Source organism: Agarivorans sp. QJM3NY_33 (assembly GCF_050870865.2).
Classification (GTDB): domain Bacteria; phylum Pseudomonadota; class Gammaproteobacteria; order Enterobacterales; family Celerinatantimonadaceae; genus Agarivorans.
Genome location: NZ_CP194039.2, coordinates 2,875,152 through 2,899,727 on the forward strand (window position 1 = coordinate 2,875,152; position 24,576 = coordinate 2,899,727).

Sequence of the window (24,576 nt, forward strand, 5' to 3'; positions counted from 1 at the left end):
TATGTCAGTCTCATTATTAGCCCGTAAGAAAATCCAAGCGCTGGTTCCCTATCAAAGTGCACGTCGCATTGGTGGCAGCGGTGAAGTCTGGCTCAACGCCAACGAAAGCCCAGAGGTAAGTGATTTTAACTACGACGGTGACCAGCTCAATCGTTACCCAGAGTTTCAACCAGCAGCGCTGATTAACGGCTATGCCGCTTATGCCGGGGTTTCGCCATCACAAGTGTTGGCCAGTCGCGGTGCCGATGAAGCCATTGAAGTGCTGATCCGGGCCTTTTGTGAGCCAAACCAAGACAGCGTAGTCATTTGTAGCCCAACCTATGGCATGTATTCAGTGAGTGCCGAAACCATCGGGGTTGAAGTAAAAACCGTCGAATTAGATAGTGATTTTAACCCTGACTATAGCGCTTTGGCAGCAATAGACAGCAAAATCATCTTTCTATGTGCCCCCAATAATCCGACCGGTTCTATGTTAGACCACGCCAAACTCAGTAAGGTGTTAGAGGCACAACGCGATAAAGCACTGGTGGTGGTTGATGAAGCCTACATTGAGTTTTGCACAGAACAAAGTGTGCAGGGTTTACTGACCGACTTCGACAACTTAGTGATTACCCGTACCTTGTCAAAAGCCTTTGCCTTGGCTGGTCTGCGTTGTGGATTTACCCTCGCCAATGCAGAAGTGATTGAAGTGATGAGTAAGGTGATTGCACCCTATCCTATTGCCCGCCCAGTGGCCGAAATTGCAGCCAAAGCCCTGACTACCGATGGGCTAAAAATCATGCGCGAGCGAGTAGCATCCTTGAACACGATCCGCAGTCAAGCCGTGGATGAATTAAGCAGACTGAAGATTGTAAAACAAATTTTCCCTGCCACTGGCAACTACATTTTGATCCGTTTTGACGACTCTGCCCGCATCTTTAAAGCACTGGGCGAGCAAGGCATTGTACTGCGAGACTTTGCCAACAAACCGCGTTTAGACAATTGTATTCGAATGAGTATTGGTAACCAGCAAGAAGTGTCAATTACACTGAAAGCGATTCAAGGATTGGAGCGAAGCTAAGTGAGCCAGGTAAAACAAAAAATCTTATTCATCGACCGCGATGGCACCATGATCGACGAACCCATCACCGACAAGCAGGTTGATAGCGTAGAGAAAGTAAAACTGGAGCCTCAAGTGATCCCGGTATTACTCAAGTTACAAGCCAACGGCTATCGCTTGGTCATGGTGACCAATCAGGATGGCCTAGGCACCGACAGCTTTCCAGAAGCTGATTTTCACCTCGCGCAAAACTACATGATGGACATTTTCGAGTCGCAGGGGATCCAATTTGATGCAGTACTGGTTTGTCCGCACTTTGACGCCGATAACTGTAGCTGTCGCAAACCCAAACTCGGCTTGGTCAAAGACTACCTGAAAAGCGGCGTGATTGATTTTGCCAACTCCTACGTGATTGGCGACCGCCATACCGATATGCAGCTGGCCGAAAATATGGGACTGGAAGGTCTGCAATATCAACGGGACGGCTTAAACTGGCCCACCATTGAAAAGCAGCTCACCCAACGGGGCCGTAAAGCCAGCGTTGAGCGCAATACCAAAGAAACCCAAATTAGCATTGCCGTCGACTTAGACAATGCCGGTGGCAGCCAAATTGATACCGGCCTTGGTTTCTTCGACCACATGCTCGATCAAATCGCCACCCACGCCGGCTTCCAGCTCAATTGTAAGGTCATCGGCGATTATCACATCGATGATCATCACAGCGTAGAAGACACCGCAATCGCACTGGGCCAGGCTTTAAAAGTCGCCTTAGGCGACAAGCGGGGGATTGGCCGTTTTGGTTTTGTGTTGCCCATGGATGAGTGTTTAGCCCAATGCGCCTTAGATTTAAGTGGACGAGCGCATTTGGAATTTAAAGCCGATTTTCCACGTGCCGCGATTGGTGACTTTGCTACCGAGATGGTGCCGCATTTTTTCCGCTCACTGAGTGATGCGATGGCCTGTACTCTGCATCTGGAAACCACCGGGAAAAATACCCATCACATGGTTGAAGCGCTGTTTAAAGTATTTGGGCGGGCGCTAGGCCAGGCCATTGTTAAATCTGGCGATGCATTGCCAAGTAGCAAAGGCACCTTATAGGTTAAGGAACAACAATGAATGTAATTATTGATACCGGATGTGCCAACCTTTCATCGGTAAAGTTTGCCGTAGAACGCCTGGGATTTCCGGTCACGGTCAGCCGTGACCCTCAGGTGATTCTTGCCGCAGACAAGCTGTTTCTACCCGGTGTAGGTACCGCCACCGAAGCCATGAAAAACTTAGCCGATCGAGAGCTGATTGACTTAGTCAAACAAGTGAAAAAGCCACTTCTAGGGATTTGTTTAGGTATGCAAATGCTGGCCGAATTCTCCATTGAAGGCGGTGCGAAAGAAGCGCTGGAACCCGTTCCCTGTTTAGGCCTGGTACCCGGCACCGTAAGCTTAATGAAGCCTAACGCAGGCCAACGCTTGCCACACATGGGGTGGAACCAAATTCAGCCTAAAGCTGGTCATCCGCTGTTTAAAGACATTGAAGCCGGCAGTTACTTCTACTTTGTACACAGCTACGCCTTGCCCGTTAACGATGCCACCATTGCCCAGTGCGATTATGGTAACGCCTTTACTGCTGCAGTAAACAAAGACAACTTTTACGGTGTGCAGTTTCACCCAGAGCGCAGCGGTCAGGCTGGTGCGCAATTAATTAAAAACTTCTTGGAGATGTAACATGATCATTCCTGCTTTAGATCTCATCGACGGAAAGATTGTGCGTTTGTTCCAAGGAGATTACGCGCAAAAAACCATTTATGGGGATGACCCGCAAGCCCAGTTTTCGGACTACCACAGCCAAGGCGCTGATTGGTTACACCTAGTCGACTTAGATGGTGCTAAAGATACCAGCGCTCGCCAACTCGACGTAATCGCTCAGCTGCTTAAAAATACCCCCGCTAAAATTCAAATTGGTGGCGGTGTACGCAGTGAGCAAGACGTAAAAGACTTACTCGATGCGGGCGCAGAACGAGTGGTGATCGGCTCCACTGCCGTTAAACAGCCACAAGTTGTGGCGCAGTGGATGGAAAAATACGGCGCCGAGCACATTGTGCTAGCACTAGACATTAACATCGACGCGCAGGGCAACAAAGTGGTCGCGGTATCGGGCTGGCAAGAAGATAGCGGCGTGACCATTGAAGAGTTAGTGGCAATTTACGCCCCGGTGGGCCTGAAACACGTCTTATGTACCGACATTTCTAAAGACGGCACTCTCGAGGGTTCAAACGTCAGTTTATACCGCGAGTTATGTGCTCAGTATCCAGATATTCAGTGGCAAAGTTCTGGTGGCATTGGCAACTTAGATGACATAGCAGCCTTAACCGACACTGGTGTCGCTGGGGTGATTGTTGGCCGAGCGCTGTTAGAAGGCAAGTTTACCGTAAAACAAGCCATCGCTTGTTGGCAGCAAGGAGGCAATAATGCTCGCTAAACGAATAATTCCCTGCCTAGACGTCAAAGACGGCATGGTGGTTAAAGGCGTGAAATTTCGAAACCACGAAATTATTGGCGACATCGTGCCACTGGCGAAACGTTACGCTGAAGAAGGCGCCGACGAACTGGTGTTTTACGATATTACCGCCAGTTCTGATCAGCGAGTGGTGGATAAAAGCTGGGTCAGCCGTGTTGCCGAAGTGATCGACATTCCCTTTTGTGTCGCCGGCGGTATTAAAACCATCGAAGACGCTAACCGCACCTTGCAAAACGGTGCCGACAAGATCTCGATTAACTCCCCTGCTTTAGCCGATCCAAGTTTAATTACTAAACTGGCCGACAAATTTGGCGTGCAGTGCATCGTGGTCGGTATCGATTCTTACTACTGCGAAGAAACCCAACAATACCAAGTGAAACAATTTACTGGCGATGAAAAACGCACCGTGACCACCACCTGGAACACCTTTGATTGGGTGAAAGAAGTGCAAGCTCGTGGCGCTGGCGAAATTGTACTCAATGTCATGAACCAGGATGGGGTGCGCCAAGGTTACGATTTAGAACAACTCAGCCGAGTGCGTGAGATTTGTCATGTGCCCTTAATCGCCTCTGGCGGAGCCGGCGAAATGCAGCATTTTAAAGACGCCTTTAAAATTTCCGACGTCGATGGCGCACTCGCCGCCAGCGTATTTCATAAAAGCATTATTGATATTGGCGAACTCAAGCAATATCTCAAACAACAACAGGTGGCAATTCGACTATGAGCCAATTTGAACAGTTAAACCAACAAATCGATTGGGACAAAGTTGAAGGCTTGATCCCTGCCGTGGTACAAAACGACCACAGTGGTCAAGTTTTGATGCTCGGCTATATGAATTCAGATGCGCTAGCAAAAACCCTTGAAAGCAAACAGGTCACCTTCTATAGTCGCACCAAACAGCGACTGTGGACCAAGGGGGAAACCTCGGGTAATGTGCTTCAGCTAAAAAGCATCAGCCTAGACTGTGATCAAGACACCCTACTGGTGGCAGTAGAGCCGATTGGCCCCACCTGTCACAAAGGAACCCAAAGCTGTTTTGACGGCCACAGCGAGCCGAAGCTTACCTTTATTGCCCAACTGCAAGCGGTATTGGCCGAACGGAAGTTAGCCGACCCAGAACAAAGCTACACCGCGAGCCTATTTGCTCGCGGCACCAAACGGATTTGCCAAAAAGTCGGTGAAGAAGGCGTAGAAGTGGCGCTAGCGGCCATGGCCAACGACCGCGAAGAACTGATCAACGAAAGCTCTGATTTACTCTATCACTTGCTGGTATTGCTAGAAAAACAAGAAGTCGGTTTTGATGAAGTCGTGGCTTGTTTGCAGGCTAGGCATAAGTAACTTTTTTATGGCTTAACCTTAAAAAGCCTCTATTAAAGAGGCTTTTTTGTTTCACTTGATTGCTCATCAAATCAGACTTTACGAGTTAAATACTCAATATTTAATCTTCTAAAAAATAGCGATAACAATTACTTAGTAGGCTATATCCAGAACCACAATTGATTAATAACGATGAAATAATAAATTGCCGCTGAAAGATACAAAACCAGAGATGAAAAATTGTAATACCATGTTAATTTTATATCTTTGCTGCGCGCATGGCGCTTAAGCGCTCATCAACTAAGGGGTGCTTTTAGCTCTTTATTTACAATCACTATAGCGTAAGTGATAATGCGAGCACCGTAAGCTTTATCCCGTGTTGCTGGTCCGCAGCCTTGCTGCACGAGCTTATGGTCCAAATAGCGAACACTCATTTTTCTAAAGACTCTCGTCGCTATCTCCCAGTTTAAAAATAAAGAACATTGCTATCGAGGCGAGAGAATTTAAATTAATCATGATTGTTTATTCTATGAGGTGATTAAGCTAATACCAAGTCATACGCTTCCGTTGCTAGTGACCGTCCTATCACATCTCCGGTAACTGCTGCAAAGTAACCCACGGTTAAGCCAATACCAATAGCCACTACCCAGCCAACAGGTGTAGCGAACATCGCAATCTCCAATAATGATGATGTTACAGTTAAGCCTGCTGCTATGGTAATAATCCCATTTTTAACCGCAACAAAATTAGACAACTTAGCCATTGTAATTGGAATACTCAAAGGGATATGACAGATCAGACATTAACGACTACACCTTGGTTGGCCTGTTTAACTAGCTGACTGACGCAATTTTCCCTATAATAGCCCCACAAAATACGGCTACTAGTCGCCTAAAGCCAACTTTGGCTTAGGTATAACTGTTTCAAAAAGCCACCCTAAATTGAAGACTAAAGAGAACTTACCATGAGCGATATCCCTCCTTGCCCTAAATGTGAATCAGCCTATGTTTACCAAGATGGTTCACTACTTATTTGCCCAGAGTGCGCGCATGAGTGGAACCCAAACGAAGTAACAGTGGACCCTGATGCCATTGTATTAAAAGACGCGGTAGGTAACCTATTGGCTGAAGACGACAAAGTGACCTTGATTAAAGATCTAAAAGTGAAAGGCTCTTCTTTAGTATTAAAAGTAGGCACCAAAGCGGTGATTAAGCGCTTTGTGGATGCAGACCACGACATCGACTGTAAAGTAGATGGCCACGGCAGCATGATGCTGAAGTCAAAGTTCGTGCGAAAACAAAGCTAAGAAATTGAATCACCAACGTTAAAAAAACCTGCATAAGCAGGTTTTTTTATCTCTGAACTATCCGGCATAATGCCAAAAAGTCGATTTAGATCAATATGCTAGCAAGCTCATATGGCTAGAGTAATCACCAAGTTTCCGCCGATGAGACCTTGTCTAGCCGATGCAGCAACCACGCAAGATGGTTTATACATCACGGTAAAAAATTAGCTTGGTAAAATTATAATGATTAAAGTCCTTTGCTTCGGCGACTCCAATACTTGGGGCTACTCACCTAAGAATGGTCAACGCCTTCCCCTTCACGCACGCTGGCCGGGTGTATTAGGCAACTTACTCGGTGACCATTTCCAGGTAATTGAGGAAGGTCAGCCCGGCCGCACCAGCTACCGAAATGCCACTGAATTTGGCTTACAGCGCGGGATTGAAGCGCTGTTAGAAAAAGTCTCTCAGCAACAACCACAGTGGCTGGTGGTGATGCTAGGCACCAATGACCTATACCCAGCCTTTGAGCTAAGTGCTGAGCAAGTTGCCGCAAATCTGCAGCGTATGATTGTTGAATTACGAACGCATTGCCTAAGCCTGCAGATTGCTGCTCCACATGTATTCGTGCTAGCGCCGCCCACGGTCAATAACAACGGTAATTTTGCGAAGTACTTTCGGGGAGCGAGTGAAAAGTCCAAGCAGCTAGCAAAGCATTATCAAGTCGTAGCAAAATCACTTGAGTGTGGATTCTTAGATGTAGGAAAACTGGTAATGGTTGATCCTCAAGATGGGGTTCACCTGAACGGCGCTGAGCATCGAGTGCTGGCAAGTGCTGTGGCCGCCAAACTGCGGCAATTGATATAGTAGCTGCCTCATACCACTTTGCAGAACAGCATAAGTCAATGGCTGCCGAACAGACTCATTTGCGCTAAAATCATAGACGTTTTATGGCCAAGCAAGGCCTTTATTTTGTTTTCCTAAACACGATATTATTGGGGTTTAGGTTGAAAGGAAGATTTATGCTATTTGTATGTTCCGATATTCATGGCGACCATCAAGCTTTACAGCTCACCCTAGCCGCTTTTGAGCGCAGTGGCGCTTCGCATTTTATCTGTTTGGGGGATGTACTCAATCACGGACCGCGTAATCCGCTCCCCGAACACTATGCGCCTTTGGCGGTAGCAGCAGATTTAAACAAAATTGCGGAACGTATTATTGCAGTACGAGGTAATTGTGACAGCGAGGTCGACCAAGCCTTGTGTGATTTCCCCTTGTTAGCCGACTATAACCAGTTAGTACTCGGTAAGCGTAAGGTATTTCTTTGCCATGGCCACCAGTACGGGCCAAACAAGCTGCCGCCTTTGGCTGAAGGCGACCTACTCGTAAGCGGCCATAGCCATATTCCACAAGCGAGCCAAGAAGGCTCTCATTTTGTGCTTAACCCAGGTTCTGTTTCCATGCCACGGCAAGATTGGCAGGCCAGTTATGCACTAATCACCGAGCAGCTATTGCGAGTTTGCAGCTTAATTGATAACAAGCCCCTACTCACTTGCAGCTTGAGCTAGGGCAATTTGGCGTAGAATAAAAAATACCACTTGTATCCATAAGGGCTCGTATTACACTGAGCGACACATATCAATGGCTTGATAACTGGTTCAAATAGATTGGGAAGTAGATGGATAAAAAATTGACCTCAAGACAGCAAAAAAGCCTTATCACCAAGAAAAAACTCTATAACAGTGCCTTAGCTTTAATGAATGACTCGAATATCGAAGACATTACCATCAGTCATATTTGTTCGAGTGCAGGGGTCTCGGTAGGCTCCTTTTATAAGCATTTCGCCACCAAGACCGATATTTTTGTCGAAATGTATGATCAAGCGGATGATTTTTTCGAAGAAAAGTATACCGTTCAGAAGACGACTAGCACCACCAAAGAGGCTATTCTTGAGTACTTTGAAACCTACGCTCAATACCATCTGAAAGTCGGTTTACAGACCGTAAAACAACTCTATACCTGCAATAATAAGCTCTTCATTATGAAAGGCCGCAATATGCAAAAGTTTCTGACCTTGATCATCCAACAAGGACAAAAAAACCATCAGATTGACGAAACGACAAGCGCTGAAAGATTAACAGAGTATCTTTTCATTTCGGCACGCGGACTCATTTACAACTGGTGCCTTCATGATGGTCATCTGGACTTATCAGCTGAAATGAACATTTATATGCAGCGCTTATTAAAGTCGATTGCTGCTTAAAATGCGACAAATTGGCCACCTTTATTTTGCTTATAAAGGTGGCTCAAAAAGTAACATAGCCGCTATATATTCCTTGCTACTTCATAAGCATCCCAGATCGCATACATAATATTTTGTACCTGCTTTGCATCCCCCAGCAAGTAGCTTTGCGGCAGCTCATTTCGCAAGGACTCGTAAAGATTACGTTGAGAATTATAACCAACCGCCAAAATCGCCGAATCCGCAGCCAGAACAGTTTCTTCACCATCGGAATTCTTCAATACAAAGCCTTGCTCAGTAGCCCCCGAAACCACGCAATTGGTCAGTAACTCGATATTCTTATAAGCCACTAAGTCCCGTAACATGTCTTCATTCGCATGACATAATGGCCCTCCAATGGTGAGTATATCGCCTTGCATTTCCACCAATGAAACCTGCTTCCCTTGATCGGCCAACCATAAAGCCGTCTCACAACCAACTAGACCGCCGCCAATAATCAGCGTCGATTGCCCCGGATCTTGATGACCAAGTAATACATCTTCAGCCGAATACACATTGGTTGCAGCATCAATTGCAAATGTTCTAGGTGTTGAACCGGTTGCAAAAATCACAACATCCGCATTTTGTTCAATAATCATCGCCTTACTTAATGGACTATTTAAATGCACATCTACTTTGAGATCTTGCAGCTCAGCTTGATACCAGTTTGCCAAATCATGATCATCTTCTTTAAAATCTGGTACTCCGCCCGGAATTAAGTTTCCGCCCAAACGCGATGCTTTTTCGTAAAGCTTAACCCGATGGCCGCGAAGAGCTGAAACCCGGGCCGCTTCGCAGCCCGCAGGGCCGCCGCCAACCACCAACACACTTTTTTGCTGATCGCTGTTCGTGATCGCATAGTCTAACTCTCGGCCACAGGCCGGATTTACCGCGCAGGAGATAACCGCATAGCTGGCCAATCGACCCATACATCCTTCTTGGCAAGAAAGACAAGGGCGCACCTTATTGAATTTATCGGCTCTAATTTTGTTGGGTATCTCTGAATCGGCTAGCAAAGGACGCCCTAAGGCAATAAAATCAGTTTGCCGTTCACGAATGGCTTGGCTTGCCAAATCAGGGTTTTCCATTCGCCCTGCCGTAATCACCGGCACCTGAAGTACTTCTTTCAAAACTTGATTATAAGGCAGGTATAAACCCTTCTCTTGGTACATTGGTGGATGTGCCCAATACCAAGAATCATAAGAGCCAACATCTCCGTTAAAGGCATCATAACCAGCGGCTTCTAAAATTTTAGCCGCTTCGATCCCTTCTTGAATATCTCGACCTTTTTCAACAAATTCTTCATTGGGTAAGCCGCCCTTACACCAATCCTTAATAAAACTTTTGATGCTATAACGCAGTGACACCGGATAATCAGCCCCACACTCCGCCTTAATCGCTTGAACAATTTCAATCGCAAAACGAAGTCGGTTCTGCAAACTACCACCGTATTGATCAGTCCTTTGGTTAAAAAATGATATCGCGAACTGATCGAGTAGATAACCTTCATGGACCGCGTGAATTTCAATACCATCGAATCCGGCTTTTTTGGCTATTGCCGCCGACTCAGCAAATTTACCAACATAGCGATGAATTTCTTCTATGCTTAACTCCCGACACGTTACCTCGGGCAACCAACGATGTGGAATGGGTGATGGCCCTACCGCCGTATTTCCAACGATCGATGGAATACTCACACGACCGAAACCCGCCGATAACTGTAGAAATATTTTCGACCCATAAGCATGGATCCGCTCAGTCATCATCTTCGCGGTTTTGACAAAATTAAGCGGGTTTAAGGTGGGACAAGGCATGGAAGGTAAAGCGCATTTTTCTATTTCATTTTCAACCATGGTTACACCGGTAATAAGCAAGCCAGTACCGCCACGAGCCCGTTCTACGTAATATTCAACGCCTCTCTCATTAAACGAACCATCTGCGCTACATAAGCCTCCCGGCCCCATCGGCGCCATAACAAATCGATTTTTTATTTCTAAATTACCAATTTTAAAGGGTTCAAACAGGATCTTGTGATGTTCTTTCATGAGAAAGTTCCTCGAGTTAAAAAACAAAAGTGAACGCATTCACCGAATAAGTTCACTATATATGTGTTCTTTGTTTTTTAATCATTATTTTTTGATTAACTGCAATAAGTTTGGAATAGATCAATAAACCATCACCGGCCTAAAAGCGTTTACAAAAAATTAGAGAAGAAAAGCGACACTGATCGCTGGTTTTGAGCAAGGGCAGCTTAGAACGAAGCCATGCCCTCGCATTGAAAATCTACATCCATTGCTGATTAGGCAAACAAAAAATACAATTTTAACTTTAAAAAACGCTCTCAAACGGTCGCATAAGAGTCGCAGTGAGCCTCTTTCAACACATCGCTAGCGCGCTTAAACCCATGGACACATTGCTCGACTTACTATCCTCGATAACCGATGCCAAATACGCCGCCTTCACTTATTGCGTTGTAGCCAAGGCTAAAAATCAAATGACGGCTTGGCGCGTAGCGCAAGCCTAACTCTGCGCCCCATTTTTTTTCGATATCAGTTTGCCAAGTCGGCTGACAATCGCGACACATCGGCGTAATACCACTGGTATAGTGAATACTTCTTTCCAGCATGGCTCCACCGCCATAGATACTAAAATCGTGGCTTAGACTATAACTCAAGCCCAGCCTCAGCATTGTTGAGTCTTGCTGCGCCTCTGCTGGTTCACTCACAAGCAATGATTGTTGTTTCGACTTAGCATACCCAAAGTAGTAGCCCCAATTGGGATAAGCTCGGTCATAATGATTCAATGACAGCGTCACCCCCAACATCGGTTCGGAAACCTGCAAGTAATCGAGATAAACCGCCGACCAGGGCTGGTTTATGACTTCAATCGCTTGAGACTGAGCCATCGCTGGAATCGTATTAGGCAGCACAACAAGCAATACCAGACCCCTTGTAACCAGTTTATTTAAAATACTGCTCTGAGAAGAAAACGCCAATATTTACACCTTTCATCAACAACATCCGTGTAAATGTAAATGTCGATATATAAACCGATAATCGGTGAGTCGGTCAAATCAAAAAGTCATCAAAAATGGCACAAGCCTATACCTAGTCGCTAAATACATTTACAGTAGGCTAGTTACGGACAGGCTAGCCATTGATGCTGCATGAGTCGCGCTAATGCAGACCATAGTTTTATTTTAAGCTATTGATTAAATTCACGACTTGACTATGCTGAGAACATTAAATCAGCTTGAGGATGTCTCTATGTTTCAACTCACTGGCCGCAAGGTTATCGGTATTTTTCTGGTGATAGTCATCATCAATTATGTTTTTGCGGTAATTTGGAGTAGTGAGCCCGACCGTATCGACCTAAATAGCTACATGAAAGAGCAAGCACTGGCAAACAATGAACAAGTTGTGACGGGCTATGCGACATCAACCGCTTTGATATTTGTCGCTGAAACCTTATTAAATAAGTCGGGTGGCTACCTTAGCAACGACAAGATGCCACCGAGTGTTTTCATGGATAATATGCCCAGTTGGGAACTTGGCGCTTTAAACCAGATCCGCGATTTGTCACTGATCATGCGTAAAGATTTTAGCCGCTCTCAGGCTCAGTCAGAAGAACACCCTCAACTAAAAATCGCCCAACCAAAGTTTAATATCGATCATACTAGCTGGCAGTTCCCCAGTGCCGAAGGTGAGTACCAAGGTGCGATTAATGCCTTGCTCAAATATCGTAGCCAACTCGCAGACCCAAAAGATCCAAACGCTCAATTCTATGCAAGAGCAGATAATCTGGTGAATTGGTTGAACGAAGTGCAGTCTCGTTTAGGCGGCATGTCACAAAAACTCTCAGCGTCAGTGGGTAGAGAGCGGATCAATACCAGCCTCGCTGGCGACGAAGGTGCCACTCAGTCTACGTTTGCGCCCTCAGAGTCTCGAGTCAAAACTTCTTGGTGGAAAATTGACGATGTATTTTACGAGGCGCGCGGTGAAGCTTGGGCCTTACTACATTTTTTCCAAGCGGTAGAAATCGATTTTAAAGGTGTATTGGAGAAGAAAAATGCCACCGTTGCGGTTCGCCAAATCGTTCGCGAGTTAGAAGCAACACAAGAGTCAGTATGGAGCCCAATGGTGCTAAACGGTACCGGTTTTGGTTTAGTGGCAAACCATTCGCTGGTCATGGCAAATTATGTGTCTCGTGCTAATGCCGCGATTATTAACCTAAATAACCTTCTCACGAAAGGCTAAGCCCTCTTCTAAGTAGAGCAGCGTTGCTTCACTGCTCTACTGCGTTTACACTTTGTTAACTTTTATTTTTTGGATAACATCATGGATAAACAACAAGCTATTGAAGCAGCCACCTTTCGTCAGCTACTGACTCATCTCGATCAGCATAAAGAAGTTCAAAATATTGAGTTAATGAATCTTGCCGATTTCTGTCGCAACTGCTTAGCCAAGTGGATGGTTGCGGCGGCCGAGGAACAAGGCGTGACTCTCGATTATTCCAGCGCTCAAGAAAAAGTCTACGGCATGCCTTATGCTCAATGGAAAGAGCATCATCAACAACCGGCTACCGAGGAACAACTGGCAATTTTTAACGCGAAACAAGCCGCAAAATCTTAGCCTCAACTGGAGCCCTATTAAAGAAGCCTATTGCAATGAACCGCGCTTAAGTTCGGTCCGTATATAAACAAACACAATTGTTCATTTGGTGACTTGAATGCCTAAATCGATCTTAATAAAAAGTAAGTTAGGCCATAATGCTAAGGCGCTAATTTTATTGGGTTCGTTATTGGTATTTGCGGCAATAGGCACTCTTTATGTACCAGCCGTGCTGGTTTCCTTAATCGCATCTATGTTGTTTTTTCTTGCCTATTTGGGCATTCGAGTGGGTCTCGCGAAGCTATTTCAACCCGTGTATTCAGTGGTACTATGTTATGACCACCTACAATTTCACCATCGTTACGGGGGATGGAGCCTTCCCTGGGGAAAGTTACAACGGATCGATATCCCTCGACTGCACGATGGGCTCAATTGGCAAGAGATGAATTATGTGGGATTGCGACTAACCGACCCTGACTATCTACTGGACACCTTATCGCCTCGCCTCGCCGCCCACCTACTCACCGAACAACGTAGCGCGCTACTTGCGTCTTTACGACGCAGCTGCGCCCATTGCCAAGACAGCCAGGTAAGTGAGCATCTAATTGAAGATGACTACTACAAGTCGGCAAGTGGTAAGATTTACACTGGATTAACTGGCATGTTTGCCAATCGCATGAAAAAACTCAGAGAATTAACCGGCTACGATCTATTAGTCGACCAAAGTATTTTAGACCGTGAGGCGCAAGACTTTGTAGTACTGGTAAGACGTTATAAAAGCCAAGCCCTACAAAGTCGCGACGGTTAATACCTGGGTTGATCACTACCTTCCACAGTACGAAGTAACTTTAAGCTCCACATATATTGTTCTGGCGAGCGTTGAATGAGTTTCTCGACTTCTTGATTCATCCTTAAAGTATCATCGGCCACGTCAGCGCTGGGATAATCTTGCATGGGTGGGTGAATATAAAGTTTCACCTTATGTCGTTCACTATCATAACCAGCATAAATCGGTATCACTTTAGCACCACTTAACTTAGCCATTTTACCAAGTACAGGTAGCGTAGCTTTTTGGGTCGCAAATAATGGCGTCATCAGACTGGCGTCTGGACCAAAGTCTTCATCGGGGAGGTAAATACAGCCGTAACCAGCACGTACCGCTTTAATTAAGGTCTTAATTCCGGCATCACGTTCAAAAATTACGCCGCCAAAACGAGTCCGTTGTTTGGTCATCACCCAGTCAACAATGGGATCACCCGTTTTTTTAAACATGGTGCACATCTGATGACCGCGGGTACAAAAATAGGTCCCTAAAAAATCTACCGGGTAAGTATGCGGTAACAAAACAATGAAGCGCTCATTATTCGCCAACAAGGCTTGAATATGTTCTTCGCCATCGACCTCGATACGATTTTGCAAATATGCCTTTGAGCGAACGCTCATTTCACCAAAACCTAAAATCAATTGCGCAAAAATCTGCACATTTTTTTCCATCAATTGTTCGCGCGCTGGCGCGTCCATATCAGGAAAACAAAGCGCTAAATTGGTGTCAGCGATGGCACGACGTTTTTTCAGGGCTTTTAAATTAAAAATGCGTTTAGCGATGGCAATCGCGCAACGGTCTCGTAACTTAACGGGAACGAAGGCAAACAATAAAATAAGTCCGCCGAGCAGCCAAGTGCCCCAATATTTTGGGGCTAACCAAGACCAAGAAAAAGAAATGAAAAACGCTTGTGAATCAAACTTTGCCATATAACTATTCGCGCAACCTTGAAGCTAATCGATACTGCGCGTCAGTTTACTTTGCTTCGCAACGAAAGCAAGTCAGCAAATTTGATCTGCCTAAAATTTGGCATGATTTGTTTCAATACCCATCGCAACAAAATGGTCTAATTGTGGAGACATCAGCAAAGGCTCATCCTGCCACAAGATAGCTTCACGCATCTTGTCTCGAGCCTTAACAACATAGGATTCTGATTCTTTGGAACGCAACCAATGCTCCTTACTTGGCCACTGCGAATACGAGATCCAAGTCCCATCAGAGGCCTTATGTAAGCGCGAGCCCAAGGCACCACATTTATCGACATTAAAATGAATAATTTCCGACCAACCCTCTTTGAAAGATTGAATATGTTGTTCATCTAGTTTCCAACGAAACAATACAACAAACATTGGCACCCTCCTCTGTCACTTATTTATTCAATCAGCACATTCTCATACTATGGTGAAGACTAGTCAGAAAACTCAAGTGGGCTAAGCAAACTCTGCAACGCAGTTATCAATTAATTGCATTAATTCTAGTTTACGGCTTGGGGAAGCATAGCTCGCTTGCACCGCCGTTTTTGCAAGGTGGGTAATTTGAGCTTGCTTCCAATCAAAGGTTTCAGCGCAAGCTTGCATATTTTCCAACAAATAGCCGCCAAAATAAGCAGGGTCGTCGGAATTAATGGTAACCGCTAAACCGAGTTCAAGCATTTCAGGCAGAGGATGGTCGGCCAGCGCTTCAACAACTTTTAATTTAACGTTGCTAAATGGGCAAACCGTTAATGGCATCTTCGCCTCAACCAATTGTTGAACCAATTCAGCATCTTCTAAACAGCGAACCCCGTGGTCGATGCGCGACACATCCAGCAGCTGCCAAGCATCCTGAACATTACTCGCGGGGCCTTCTTCTCCCGCATGCGCTACCCGCTTTAGGCCCAATTGCTTCGCTTGCGCAAATACTCCTTTAAATTTTTCTGGAGGATGGCCTTGCTCACTAGAGTCCAGCCCGACACCAATAATATGTTGAAGATATGGTTTCGCCGCCTCTAGCGTCGCAATGGCTGATTCTTCAGATAAATGACGTAGAAAACACAATATATACTCACAGCTAATACCAAACTGCTGCTCCGCCGCTAGCTTCGCTGCCACCAAACCGTTAATCACAGTTCCAATATCAACGCCCCTATCAGTATGAGTTTGTGGATCGAAAAACACCTCGCAATGCGCCACGTTATCTCGCTGACATGTTTCGAAATAAGCCCAAGCCAAATCAAAAAAATCTTGCTCCGTTTGCAATACATCAGCACCTTGGTAATACAGATCGAGAAATTCTTGAAGATTATTAAAGTTATATGCCTGCTTTAAGGCATCAACCGACGCATAGGGCAAGCGCATATTATTTCGTTCGGCTAAGGCAAACATCAGCTCTGGTTCTAAACTGCCTTCAATATGCAGGTGTAACTCTACTTTCGGGATTTTTTTAATCAACTCAGAACGATTCAACATCTAATGACTCCTTTTTGCCTAGCTTAACAAATCTTTCCAAGCAGTGAACTAACAAACCGTTTCACATCTGTCGGCTAAGCACCTAAATAACTATCAGGCAGTTAAATGAAAACTGGTTTTATTTGATTGATTTTATTGAAAATATAAATGCAGCATGGGGCTCTCACCAAAAACCAATTGAGAAATAACTTGTTTACCGCAATTAATCTTACAAACCAAAACCCGGCTTCTCTAGCGAAGGCCCGACTAGAGAGTCAACTTCCAACCAATCGTTCAAGCAATGGCTTAGAGGATAGTTCTCAAGCAAATTGTCTTTCTTCATCTCTTTTGATCGAGTGGAAGTTGGAGTAGCTAAAGTTTGGTATGTATTGTTTAAACAGACGTCAGTAGCGCAACAGACATCGTTATATCTAAGTGATTTAAGATCGGCCCCACCGCCAGCGCTTAAGCAACATCAACATCGATTCGCCTCCCAAATTAAAAATGTCAGACCTTGTTCAATCCACGTAAGCTTAAATAAACGTTGCGGCGGAGCCACTTTTGTTAAGCCACAGAAGATTAGTTTCCTAGACGCTCTGCAAAATAAGAGCCCTGATGGGTTGCTTGAATTTATCGCATCTCACTTATCCCGGCAAACACTGGCCCAATATAAGCTCACAAATATTTAACATTAGTGATTTTTAGCTAGCCCTAAGCTAGCCCCCTAAGTTACTCTGAATCATAGATAATATTGCTAATGAGAGATGATGATGAGCAAAGCAGTTATTTGCGACATTGATGGTGTACTACTGCACGATAACCAACTAATCGAAGGTGCGAAAGCCTTTATCGAACGTCTACTCGCACAAAAAACTAAACTAGTTATTTTAACTAACTATCCAGCGCAAACTCCGCAAGACTTACAGAACCGTTTCCAAACCGCAGGGGTCGAAATACCCGAGAACTGTTTTTACACCTCTGCGATGGCAACCGCAGACTTTTTGAAAAGACAAGAAGGTAACAAAGCCTATGTGGTTGGTGAAGGGGCCTTAATTCATGAACTGTATAGTGCAGGTTTTACCATTACCGATATCAATCCGGATTTCGTAGTGGTCGGTGAAACCAAAAATTACAATTGGAATATGATTCAACATGCCGCCAAATTTGTCGCCGACGGCGCGCAGTTTATCGCCACCAATCCAGATACCCATGGACCCAATTTAACACCCGCCTGTGGCGCGCTGTGTGCTCCCATTGAACGCATGACCGGACGCCAGCCTTTTGTTGTGGGTAAACCCAGTGCCTGGATTATTCGAGCAGCCTTAAATAAAATGGGCGCTCATGCTGAAGAAACTATGATTATCGGTGATAATTTACGTACCGATATTTTGGCTGGGTTTCAAGCTGGCCTCGAAACGATTTTGGTCTTATCGGGCGTGAGCACTGAGCAAGATATTGATGTGGTGCCCTTTAGACCGAATTATATTTTCCCAAACGTTGCCGCCATCGACATCCTATAAAACGATAATTAAGGTATAAATGGATATTTCTTTACTTATCACGATTACTTTTTTGGCGGGCTTTATCGCCCACCTAGCACATTTACCACCACTAATTGGTTTTTTGGCGGCTGGTTTTATATTGCATAATATGGGTTTTGAACAAAATGAACTCATTTCGACCTGTGCTGATTTAGGGGTTACTCTGCTACTCTTTACAGTCGGTCTCAAACTCGATATTAAAACTCTCTTCAGACGTGAAGTTTGGGGCACCGCAAGCGCTCACATGCTAAGTAATATCGCGATATTTGTTGGCTTATTATCGGCTATAAAATGGCTCGGGATCACGAGTATTAGTGAACTCTCAAATACTGGTATTTTGGTATTAGCTTTCGCGCTGTGTTTTTCCAGTACCGTGTTTGCGGTGAAAGTACTGGAAGCCAAAAGTGAAATGAACGCACTCTACGGCCGTGTTGCGATTGGTATTCTGATTATGCAGGATATCTTTGCGGTGATTTTTTTGGCAGCTACCACCGGTAAAGTCCCAACCTTGTATGCACCGCTATTACTATTACTGCTACCACTACGGCCGGTGTTATACAAACTTCTCAATCGCGTCGGTCATGGTGAGCTGCAGCTGGTTCTTGGTTTCTTTCTAACCTTTGTATTAGGTGCTAAATTATTTGATCTCGTCGGATTAAAAGCTGATTTAGGCGCTCTTATTATTGGCATGTTACTGGCTGGCCATCCAGCCGCCAGCGGTATGGCGAAAGCACTATTTAGCTTTAAAGAGCTGTTTCTGGTTGCGTTTTTCTTATCAATTGGACTATCCAGTGAGCTTAGTTTTGAATCCCTCTATATCGCATTATTTATCGTGCTAATGCTGGTATTAAAATCGGCGTTTTATTTACTATATTTACTACTATTTCGATTACGCTCGCGAACCTCGTTTCTCGGTGCAATGAGTTTGGCAAACTATAGCGAGTTTGGCCTGATTGTGATCGCCGTGGCGGTCCACAAGCAATGGTTAGATAGTTCATGGATGGCAACCCTCGCCTTGGCCGTCAGCATGAGCTTCTTAATCGCGGCCCCAATTTATAAAAATGCTGATATTATCTATCAGCTATTTCGACCTTGTCTGAAACGACTACAACGCACAAAATTGCACTTAGAAGACCAACCGATTGAGCTTGGTCAAATGCAAGTGGTCATCTTGGGCATGGGCCGGATTGGTGAAGGTGCCTACGATATGTTGCAACAACACTACCCTGATTTAGTATTAGGTATCGATACCGACTTGGAAAAAATTGAACATCAAATCGAAAGTGGTCGCGCGGTAATACAAGGGGACGCCACCGATTCAGACTTTTGGGAAAAATTAGCCCCCTCCCAAGACTTAAAGTTAGTTCTTCTTGCAATGCCTCATCACCACGGGAATCAGTACGCATTAAAACAACTTAAAAAGGGCTCTTTTACCGGTAAAATTGCCGCAATTGCCCAGTTTGCAGACGATGCTGAAAAACTAAAGCATCTCGGCGCCGATGAAGTATTCAACTTATATAACGAAGCTGGCGCGGGCTTTGCAGAGCACGTTCAATCACAACTCATTAATGATGATAAATCAGTAGAGCAAGACCCAAAAAGTAGCTAGAGATATGTAAAAACGGACAGTTTGTTACAATTTCGTTGTTTTCAGGCTTTTTTTAGCAAAAAAACTGATTCAGGGCTTGCAATAATTTCTGATATTGGCAAATTGAGAGCAATATTTGAGTAAATGGCGAAGCACCATTCACTCGAGGGTAAACACAAAGTAGTTAAGGGAAGAGTATGTGTTCCATATTTGGAGTTCTAGATATAAAATCTGATCTCAGTGTATTGCGTAAGCAAGCACTTGAGATGTCAAAACGTTTACGCCACCGTGGCCCCGACTGGTCAGGTATTTACACATCAAAAAATGCCATCTTAGTGCATGAGCGTTTATCTATTGTTGACGTAAATACTGGCGCACAACCTCTCTACAATCCCGAGAAAACTCACGCGCTTGCCGTTAATGGCGAGATCTACAATCACAAAGATCTTAAAACTCAACTCAATGTCGATTTTGAATTTCAGACCGAGTCCGATTGTGAAATCATTTTGGCCTTATACAAAGAAAAAGGGGTTGAGTTTTTAGATGACTTAAACGGTATCTTTGGTTTTTGTTTGTACGATGCAGAACAAGACGCTTACCTAATTGGTCGCGATCATATTGGGATTATCCCCCTATATACGGGCTACGACGAGCACGGTAACTTTTACGTAGCCTCAGAAATGAAAGCACTGACACCGATTTGTAAAACCGTCAGCGAATTCCCTCCTGGCCATTACTTATATAGCAAAAACGGCGAGCCCGTTAAATACTATAAACGCGACTGGATGGACTACAGCAATGTAGAAAACAACGATGCCAGTGTAGAAGATCTAAAAGTAGCCTTAGAAGCAGCGGTTAAGCGCCAGTTAATGTGTGACGTTCCATATGGCGTATTACTTTCTGGCGGTCTAGATTCTTCGGTAATCTCTGCGATTACCAAAATGTACGCTGATAAGCGTATTGAAGATAACGATAACTCTGAAGCTTGGTGGCCACAACTACACTCCTTCGCGGTTGGCCTTGTCGGTTCTCCAGATCTTATCGCCGCACAAAAAGTAGCCACCCATTTAGGCACCGTTCACCATGAAATTCATTTCACGGTTCAAGAAGGTATAGATGCGCTACAAGACGTTATCTACCATCTAGAAACTTATGATGTCACCACTATTCGCGCATCAACTCCAATGTACTTAATGGCACGTAAGATTAAAGCCATGGGTATTAAAATGGTATTGTCTGGCGAAGGTGCCGACGAGATCTTCGGTGGCTATCTGTATTTCCATAAAGCGCCCAATGACCAAGAGTTCCACGAGGAAACGCTGCGTAAACTTGAAAAGTTACATATGTTCGATTGTAACCGAGCCAACAAGTCTCTTGCCGCTTGGGGCATTGAAGGCCGTGTTCCCTTTCTAGACAAAGAGTTTATGGATGTGGCAATGCGCATTAATCCAAAAGCCAAGATGTGTGCTGGTGACAAGATTGAGAAGCATATTCTACGTGAAGCTTTTGAAGGTTATTTACCCGCAGAAGTCGCTTGGCGTCAAAAAGAACAGTTCTCTGATGGTGTTGGTTACTCTTGGATTGACAGTTTAAAAGAGCTGGTTGAGTTAGAAGTGTCGGATAAAGAGTTAGAGAATGCGGCCTTCCGTTTTCCAATTAATACACCCGATACCAAAGAAGCCTACTTCTACCGTTGCATCTTTGAAGAACACTTCCCACAGGACTCTGCAGCAGAATGTGTGCCCCATGGTAAGTCTGTAGCCTGTTCAACGGCTGAAGCGATTGCTTGGGATGCAAGCTTCGCGAATAATGCCGATCCTTCAGGTCGTGCGGTACTCTCGGTACACAACGAAGCTTACTAAGCTGTTTTAGACTTTAATTGCTTCAAGGCAAACAAAAACCGATGCGCTTGCATCGGTTTTTTTATCGTGAAAAATTACTCATTTTTATTCAGCCATACAAGCAACATAAGCCGTTGTAAAAGCAATTTCTTGGAAGACTTTAAGACCCGTAGTGGAGAAATCTACAGGCATTGGGTTATCTTTAAGAACCTGTTTTGATTGTGTCGCCGAAATCAACACCACTTTAAGCTCACTAATCAACTCAATCGCAGCTTCTAGTTTAAAACCAACTGCGCCGCCAGCAAACTTACCTTTCATTGGCCGTTGCTTAATTGCAACAACTTCCACTTGATAGTCACTCATTAGCTTTGCAAAGGCAAATTGAAACTCTCGAAGATCTTGGGTGCTATTAATGTTAGTCAGTGTTAATCGTCGCGCACGGCAATCAGGGATTAGAAACAAGCCATCATCGAGGCTCAATAGGCTAACAATTACTTCATTACTTTTTATTTCTACGCCACATACTTTCATATTCATACCCGTTAAAAATAGACCGTGCAATCAGTTTATTGCACAAAAAAGGCCGCTAAGCGACCTTTTATCGGTTCGCTGTGCAAGATTAAAATGGCATTTTCATACCAGGTGGCATTTGCATGCCACCGGTCACTTCAGCCATTTTGTCTTTGCTGGTTTCTTCTACTCGGCGCACCGCATCGTTGACAGCTGCTGCAAGCAAGTCTTCGATCATATCTTTGTCATCGTCCATCAAGCTGTCATCAATCTCCACTCGACGCACATTATGGTTACCTAACATAACTACTTTCACTAGGCCCGCGCCAGCTTCACCGGTCACTTCCATTTTGGCGATTTCTTCCTGAGCGCGCTGCATGCGATCTTGCATTTGCTGCGCTTGCTTCATAAGGTTGCCCATTCCGCCTTTAAACATAACTGTTCTCTTCTCTTCGGTTAGTTATAACTTCGACATTACATCTAGATTAATGTCGAAAATCAAGTTGTTCAGTGGTATTTAACGCTTTCGCCGACTAATTGTGCGCCAAAACGTTGTTGTAAAATTTGAATGTTAGGATCCGCGAGTAAACGCTGGGTAGCCGCTTCGATATTTTGGGCGTGTAATTGCTGTTGCAATTCAAGAGGGGTCTGTTGCTGACCATCCTCTCCAATATTAATCACCAACTCTATCGGTGCTTGCAAACTGGTACTCAGCTGCTGCTTAAGTTCTGCAACAGAATTTGGTTTCAGCAAATTTTTAAACTCGGGCTTGAGCAATAGTTGCACAGCATTTTCGTTTCGTGAATAAAGAGTATTTATGGCGATTTGACGCGCAATGGGCCCTAAGTTCATCTGGCTGACCATATTGGCCCAAGTTTCATCGTTGCTGCCAATAAACACCGGAACTTGAGCTGCAAGCGCTACCGTTTGTTCTAGGACTTGCGCGGTAGCGTCTTGCACAGTTTCAGACGCTTGAAGGGGTTGAGGCACTGGCGAGCTGGCTGCTACAGACTGAGAGGCGCTCGCCTCTTCAGACTTTTTTTCAGTTTTGCCTCGTCCGCGCAATTGACTGCGTAACTGTAGTAGCGAGGCGGTGTCTTCCGCACCAACCGGAGTCGATGATGATGAATTTACTGGATTGCTTTGCCTAGCATCAGAAAGAGGCTGAGCATATTCGGCAGCATAATTCAGATCAGGCTCGGCTGGTTGCTGATCCATTTCAGCTAACTGCGCATAATAGCTATCATCCACTGGCGGTTGCTGCTCGGTCAGCGGTACCTCTGGCTGGCTTGGCTCTGCTGCTAAAACCGTCGGCTTATTCACAACAGCACTTGTTGATTCTGACAGTGAATTATTGGTAGCTGGTGCTGAATGCTGCGATTGTTTGTCAGTCGCTGGGCTGACACTTGAACTTGATTCAGAAACCGAGTCGACCTGCGTTGCCTGCTGCGTTATTGGGGGGCTTGAACTCGGTGCATCACTAGACAGTTGTGCCTTTAATTTCGCAATACTTTGTTCGCGTTGTTGTACTCGAGGTTGACCAGTGATCGGTGTTGCAAGCTCACTCACCGCCGAGCTTTGAGTCGCCGGAGTCTGTAATTGATAACCTTGTTGTTCAGCCTGCGCCAAAATCTCCTGTTGCTCTTTAACTAAACTGCTATCGGCAAGCGCTGAATTATCGGGGCCTTGTGCGACAGGCTCTCGCGACGCTGCAATCCCCTGCTCCGCAGGTTGAAAAGCCAACATCCGTAACACACTCATTTCAAAACCAGTTCGAGGATTAGGAGCGTAGGCTAAATCCCGTTTACCAGTAATCACTATTTGATACAAAAGCTGTAACAATTGCGCATCAACCTGTTCGGCCAACATTTGAATCGTTTCATCCTGTTGACTCGCAGGCAATACCTGCGCCATAGCTACATGATGAATTAATTCAGCAAGTTGTTGATGTAAGTGCTCATAGTCGGGAGACATGCTGGCCAACTCAGCAATTTTATTGAAAGCCGATTCACTTTGGCCCGCGACTACATGGCATAATAACTGCCGTAATTGATGGGGATCGAGTACCCCAAGCATATCTAGAACTTTCTGATATTCAAGCGTTTGCTCACAAAGCGCCAGCGCCTGATCAGTCAAACTTAAAGCATCTCGCATACTACCATCGGCGGCATGTGCAAGTGCATTCAGTGCTGGTAGCTGATAACCACGTTGTTCCGCATCCAAGATATATGCTAATTGACCCGCGATCTGCGGTTCACTCAAAGCTTTTAGGTGAAACTGTAAGCAACGAGATAACACGGTCACCGGCAACTTCTGAGGATCGGTGGTTGCTAATAAAAATTTAACGTGTTCCGGAGGCTCTTCCAGCGTTTTCAACAAAGCATTAAAGCTATGTCGAGATAACATGTGCACTTCATCAATCAAGTACACCTTATAACGACCTTTCGCCGGGCTATATTGCACGTTGTCCAACAGTTCGCGAGTATCTTCAACTTTGGTTCGAGATGCCGCATCAATTTCTAACAAGTCGACAAAGTTACCTTGGTCAACTTCGATGCAATTACTGCATTGTCCACAAGGCTGAGATGAAACGCCCAGTTCACAGTTAAGACTCTTGGCAAACAAACGTGCAATGGTCGTTTTACCCACACCACGAGTACCACTAAATAAATAGGCATGGTGAAGACGCTGCTGATCTAAAGAGTTAATCAAGCCCGCGAGAACATGCTGTTGAGCAACCACCTGTTGAAAGGTTTTCGGCCGCCATTTTCTTGCCAGTGCTTGATACTTCATGAATGATACTT

The 24,576-nt window shown here is 45.0% G+C and carries 25 protein-coding genes; 16 read left to right on the plus strand and 9 right to left on the minus strand.

All coding sequences use genetic code 11. The features are described 5' to 3' along the window. Position 1: 1 nt before the first annotated feature. The 6 genes from hisC to hisIE are packed head-to-tail and all read left to right on the plus strand — an operon-like array spanning position 2 to position 4,891. Positions 2–1,060, plus strand: coding sequence for a histidinol-phosphate transaminase (gene hisC / locus ACRRSY_RS12945; protein ID WP_432463347.1), 1,059 nt, complete (start codon positions 2–4; stop codon positions 1,058–1,060). 48 nt (positions 1,061–1,108) lie between these two features. Beyond that, a complete protein-coding gene (hisB, locus tag ACRRSY_RS12950; protein WP_432464720.1) occupies positions 1,109–2,137 on the plus strand; it encodes a bifunctional histidinol-phosphatase/imidazoleglycerol-phosphate dehydratase HisB in 1,029 nt (342 codons plus the stop codon). A 14-nt stretch (positions 2,138–2,151) separates the two neighbouring features. Continuing rightward, a complete protein-coding gene (gene hisH, locus ACRRSY_RS12955; protein ID WP_432459539.1) occupies positions 2,152–2,760 on the plus strand; it encodes an imidazole glycerol phosphate synthase subunit HisH in 609 nt (202 codons plus the stop codon). A 1-nt stretch (position 2,761) separates the two neighbouring features. Continuing rightward, the gene (hisA, locus tag ACRRSY_RS12960; protein WP_432452797.1) at positions 2,762–3,514 is read left to right on the plus strand and encodes a 1-(5-phosphoribosyl)-5-[(5-phosphoribosylamino)methylideneamino]imidazole-4-carboxamide isomerase; all 753 of its coding nucleotides are present in this window, start codon (positions 2,762–2,764) and stop codon (positions 3,512–3,514) included. After that, positions 3,504–4,277 carry an imidazole glycerol phosphate synthase subunit HisF gene (hisF, locus tag ACRRSY_RS12965; protein ID WP_432452796.1) on the plus strand — a complete coding sequence of 258 codons (774 nt, stop codon included), beginning with the start codon at positions 3,504–3,506 and terminating at the stop codon, positions 4,275–4,277. The genes hisA and hisF overlap by 11 nt, the downstream gene beginning before the upstream one ends. Then, on the plus strand, positions 4,274–4,891 hold the full coding sequence (hisIE, locus tag ACRRSY_RS12970) for a bifunctional phosphoribosyl-AMP cyclohydrolase/phosphoribosyl-ATP diphosphatase HisIE (protein ID WP_432463348.1): 618 nt from the start codon (positions 4,274–4,276) through the stop codon (positions 4,889–4,891). The genes hisF and hisIE overlap by 4 nt, the downstream gene beginning before the upstream one ends. Positions 4,892–5,408: 517 nt before the next feature. Here the strand turns inward: hisIE and ACRRSY_RS12975 are convergent. Then, entirely contained in the window at positions 5,409–5,633 is a 225-nt protein-coding gene (locus ACRRSY_RS12975) for a hypothetical protein (protein ID WP_432463349.1), read from the minus strand. A gap of 201 nt (positions 5,634–5,834) precedes the next feature. Here ACRRSY_RS12975 and ACRRSY_RS12980 point away from each other — a divergent pair, with 201 nt between their 5' ends. From ACRRSY_RS12980 to ACRRSY_RS12995, 4 genes are all read left to right on the plus strand, one after another. After that, positions 5,835–6,176, plus strand: a complete 342-nt coding sequence (locus tag ACRRSY_RS12980) for a zinc ribbon domain-containing protein YjdM (protein ID WP_432463350.1) — start codon at positions 5,835–5,837, stop codon at positions 6,174–6,176. 222 nt (positions 6,177–6,398) lie between these two features. Then, positions 6,399–7,019 (plus strand): GDSL-type esterase/lipase family protein, encoded by a 621-nt coding sequence (locus tag ACRRSY_RS12985; RefSeq protein ID WP_432463351.1) that lies wholly within the window; start codon positions 6,399–6,401, stop codon positions 7,017–7,019. A 155-nt stretch (positions 7,020–7,174) separates the two neighbouring features. Beyond that, positions 7,175–7,720, plus strand: a complete 546-nt coding sequence (yfcE, locus tag ACRRSY_RS12990; RefSeq protein ID WP_432463352.1) for a phosphodiesterase — start codon at positions 7,175–7,177, stop codon at positions 7,718–7,720. A 110-nt stretch (positions 7,721–7,830) separates the two neighbouring features. Then, positions 7,831–8,415, plus strand: coding sequence for a TetR/AcrR family transcriptional regulator (locus ACRRSY_RS12995; protein WP_432452791.1), 585 nt, complete (start codon positions 7,831–7,833; stop codon positions 8,413–8,415). 62 nt (positions 8,416–8,477) lie between these two features. On the opposite strand, the gene ACRRSY_RS13000 is transcribed toward ACRRSY_RS12995, so the two are convergent. Together ACRRSY_RS13000 and ACRRSY_RS13005 are read right to left on the minus strand one after the other, a co-directional pair. Next, complete coding sequence (locus ACRRSY_RS13000; RefSeq protein WP_432463353.1) at positions 8,478–10,478, minus strand: oxidoreductase; 2,001 nt, start codon at positions 10,476–10,478, stop codon at positions 8,478–8,480. A 380-nt stretch (positions 10,479–10,858) separates the two neighbouring features. Beyond that, on the minus strand, positions 10,859–11,338 hold the full coding sequence (locus ACRRSY_RS13005; protein WP_432463354.1) for a TonB-dependent receptor: 480 nt from the start codon (positions 11,336–11,338) through the stop codon (positions 10,859–10,861). A 361-nt stretch (positions 11,339–11,699) separates the two neighbouring features. Between ACRRSY_RS13005 and ACRRSY_RS13010 the strand changes: the two genes are divergently transcribed. The 3 genes from ACRRSY_RS13010 (at position 11,700) to ACRRSY_RS13020 (ending at position 13,851) form a co-directional block, all read left to right on the plus strand. Then, positions 11,700–12,689: a DUF2333 family protein gene (locus tag ACRRSY_RS13010; RefSeq protein WP_432452788.1), complete on the plus strand. Its 990-nt coding sequence runs from the start codon at positions 11,700–11,702 to the stop codon at positions 12,687–12,689. 81 nt (positions 12,690–12,770) lie between these two features. Next, positions 12,771–13,064: a DUF1244 domain-containing protein gene (locus ACRRSY_RS13015; protein ID WP_432452787.1), complete on the plus strand. Its 294-nt coding sequence runs from the start codon at positions 12,771–12,773 to the stop codon at positions 13,062–13,064. A 97-nt stretch (positions 13,065–13,161) separates the two neighbouring features. Beyond that, positions 13,162–13,851: a DUF2982 domain-containing protein gene (locus tag ACRRSY_RS13020; protein ID WP_432452786.1), complete on the plus strand. Its 690-nt coding sequence runs from the start codon at positions 13,162–13,164 to the stop codon at positions 13,849–13,851. On the opposite strand, the gene lpxM is transcribed toward ACRRSY_RS13020, so the two are convergent. The 3 genes from lpxM to ACRRSY_RS13035 form a co-directional block, all read right to left on the minus strand. Next, on the minus strand, positions 13,848–14,795 hold the full coding sequence (lpxM, locus tag ACRRSY_RS13025) for a lauroyl-Kdo(2)-lipid IV(A) myristoyltransferase (protein ID WP_432459548.1): 948 nt from the start codon (positions 14,793–14,795) through the stop codon (positions 13,848–13,850). The two genes, ACRRSY_RS13020 and lpxM, sit on opposite strands and share 4 nt — an antisense overlap. A 90-nt stretch (positions 14,796–14,885) precedes the next feature. Further along, complete coding sequence (locus ACRRSY_RS13030) at positions 14,886–15,215, minus strand: antibiotic biosynthesis monooxygenase family protein (RefSeq protein WP_432452784.1); 330 nt, start codon at positions 15,213–15,215, stop codon at positions 14,886–14,888. 81 nt (positions 15,216–15,296) lie between these two features. Beyond that, on the minus strand, positions 15,297–16,313 hold the full coding sequence (locus ACRRSY_RS13035) for an adenosine deaminase (RefSeq protein ID WP_432452783.1): 1,017 nt from the start codon (positions 16,311–16,313) through the stop codon (positions 15,297–15,299). 749 nt (positions 16,314–17,062) lie between these two features. On the opposite strand from ACRRSY_RS13035, the gene ACRRSY_RS13040 reads away from it, so the two are divergent. The 3 genes from ACRRSY_RS13040 (at position 17,063) to asnB (ending at position 21,283) form a co-directional block, all read left to right on the plus strand. Beyond that, positions 17,063–17,812 carry an HAD-IIA family hydrolase gene (locus ACRRSY_RS13040; protein WP_432456174.1) on the plus strand — a complete coding sequence of 250 codons (750 nt, stop codon included), beginning with the start codon at positions 17,063–17,065 and terminating at the stop codon, positions 17,810–17,812. Between the two features lie 19 nt (positions 17,813–17,831). Beyond that, complete coding sequence (locus tag ACRRSY_RS13045; RefSeq protein ID WP_432463355.1) at positions 17,832–19,442, plus strand: cation:proton antiporter domain-containing protein; 1,611 nt, start codon at positions 17,832–17,834, stop codon at positions 19,440–19,442. 176 nt (positions 19,443–19,618) lie between these two features. Further along, complete coding sequence (gene asnB, locus ACRRSY_RS13050) at positions 19,619–21,283, plus strand: asparagine synthase B (protein ID WP_432452781.1); 1,665 nt, start codon at positions 19,619–19,621, stop codon at positions 21,281–21,283. A gap of 84 nt (positions 21,284–21,367) precedes the next feature. Here asnB and ACRRSY_RS13055 read toward each other — a convergent pair whose 3' ends face one another. From ACRRSY_RS13055 to dnaX, 3 genes are all read right to left on the minus strand, one after another. Then, positions 21,368–21,793 carry a DUF3010 family protein gene (locus tag ACRRSY_RS13055; RefSeq protein WP_432463356.1) on the minus strand — a complete coding sequence of 142 codons (426 nt, stop codon included), beginning with the start codon at positions 21,791–21,793 and terminating at the stop codon, positions 21,368–21,370. An 88-nt stretch (positions 21,794–21,881) separates the two neighbouring features. After that, a complete protein-coding gene (locus ACRRSY_RS13060) occupies positions 21,882–22,208 on the minus strand; it encodes a YbaB/EbfC family nucleoid-associated protein (RefSeq protein WP_432452779.1) in 327 nt (108 codons plus the stop codon). A 71-nt stretch (positions 22,209–22,279) separates the two neighbouring features. Continuing rightward, positions 22,280–24,565, minus strand: coding sequence for a DNA polymerase III subunit gamma/tau (gene dnaX, locus ACRRSY_RS13065; RefSeq protein ID WP_432463357.1), 2,286 nt, complete (start codon positions 24,563–24,565; stop codon positions 22,280–22,282). Between the last annotated feature and the right edge of the window lie 11 nt (positions 24,566–24,576).

What these genes read in the sequence shown, in the direction of transcription:
- hisC (WP_432463347.1), top strand. Translation starts at nt 2, where the DNA reads ATGTCAGTCTCATTATTAGCCCGTAAGAAAATCCAAGCGCTGGTTCCC.
- ACRRSY_RS13000 (WP_432463353.1), bottom strand. Translation starts at nt 10,478, where the DNA reads ATGAAAGAACATCACAAGATCCTGTTTGAACCCTTTAAAATTGGTAAT.
- lpxM (WP_432459548.1), bottom strand. Translation starts at nt 14,795, where the DNA reads ATGGCAAAGTTTGATTCACAAGCGTTTTTCATTTCTTTTTCTTGGTCT.
- ACRRSY_RS13020 (WP_432452786.1), top strand. Translation starts at nt 13,162, where the DNA reads ATGCCTAAATCGATCTTAATAAAAAGTAAGTTAGGCCATAATGCTAAG.
- ACRRSY_RS12995 (WP_432452791.1), top strand. Translation starts at nt 7,831, where the DNA reads ATGGATAAAAAATTGACCTCAAGACAGCAAAAAAGCCTTATCACCAAG.
- ACRRSY_RS13040 (WP_432456174.1), top strand. Translation starts at nt 17,063, where the DNA reads ATGAGCAAAGCAGTTATTTGCGACATTGATGGTGTACTACTGCACGAT.
- ACRRSY_RS13030 (WP_432452784.1), bottom strand. Translation starts at nt 15,215, where the DNA reads ATGTTTGTTGTATTGTTTCGTTGGAAACTAGATGAACAACATATTCAA.
- dnaX (WP_432463357.1), bottom strand. Translation starts at nt 24,565, where the DNA reads ATGAAGTATCAAGCACTGGCAAGAAAATGGCGGCCGAAAACCTTTCAA.
- asnB (WP_432452781.1), top strand. Translation starts at nt 19,619, where the DNA reads ATGTGTTCCATATTTGGAGTTCTAGATATAAAATCTGATCTCAGTGTA.
- ACRRSY_RS12980 (WP_432463350.1), top strand. Translation starts at nt 5,835, where the DNA reads ATGAGCGATATCCCTCCTTGCCCTAAATGTGAATCAGCCTATGTTTAC.
- ACRRSY_RS13060 (WP_432452779.1), bottom strand. Translation starts at nt 22,208, where the DNA reads ATGTTTAAAGGCGGAATGGGCAACCTTATGAAGCAAGCGCAGCAAATG.
- ACRRSY_RS12975 (WP_432463349.1), bottom strand. Translation starts at nt 5,633, where the DNA reads ATGGCTAAGTTGTCTAATTTTGTTGCGGTTAAAAATGGGATTATTACC.
- hisH (WP_432459539.1), top strand. Translation starts at nt 2,152, where the DNA reads ATGAATGTAATTATTGATACCGGATGTGCCAACCTTTCATCGGTAAAG.
- hisA (WP_432452797.1), top strand. Translation starts at nt 2,762, where the DNA reads ATGATCATTCCTGCTTTAGATCTCATCGACGGAAAGATTGTGCGTTTG.
- ACRRSY_RS13055 (WP_432463356.1), bottom strand. Translation starts at nt 21,793, where the DNA reads ATGAAAGTATGTGGCGTAGAAATAAAAAGTAATGAAGTAATTGTTAGC.
- ACRRSY_RS13045 (WP_432463355.1), top strand. Translation starts at nt 17,832, where the DNA reads ATGGATATTTCTTTACTTATCACGATTACTTTTTTGGCGGGCTTTATC.
- hisIE (WP_432463348.1), top strand. Translation starts at nt 4,274, where the DNA reads ATGAGCCAATTTGAACAGTTAAACCAACAAATCGATTGGGACAAAGTT.
- hisF (WP_432452796.1), top strand. Translation starts at nt 3,504, where the DNA reads ATGCTCGCTAAACGAATAATTCCCTGCCTAGACGTCAAAGACGGCATG.
- ACRRSY_RS13015 (WP_432452787.1), top strand. Translation starts at nt 12,771, where the DNA reads ATGGATAAACAACAAGCTATTGAAGCAGCCACCTTTCGTCAGCTACTG.
- ACRRSY_RS13010 (WP_432452788.1), top strand. Translation starts at nt 11,700, where the DNA reads ATGTTTCAACTCACTGGCCGCAAGGTTATCGGTATTTTTCTGGTGATA.
- yfcE (WP_432463352.1), top strand. Translation starts at nt 7,175, where the DNA reads ATGCTATTTGTATGTTCCGATATTCATGGCGACCATCAAGCTTTACAG.
- ACRRSY_RS13035 (WP_432452783.1), bottom strand. Translation starts at nt 16,313, where the DNA reads ATGTTGAATCGTTCTGAGTTGATTAAAAAAATCCCGAAAGTAGAGTTA.
- ACRRSY_RS12985 (WP_432463351.1), top strand. Translation starts at nt 6,399, where the DNA reads ATGATTAAAGTCCTTTGCTTCGGCGACTCCAATACTTGGGGCTACTCA.
- ACRRSY_RS13005 (WP_432463354.1), bottom strand. Translation starts at nt 11,338, where the DNA reads ATGGCTCAGTCTCAAGCGATTGAAGTCATAAACCAGCCCTGGTCGGCG.
- hisB (WP_432464720.1), top strand. Translation starts at nt 1,109, where the DNA reads ATGATCGACGAACCCATCACCGACAAGCAGGTTGATAGCGTAGAGAAA.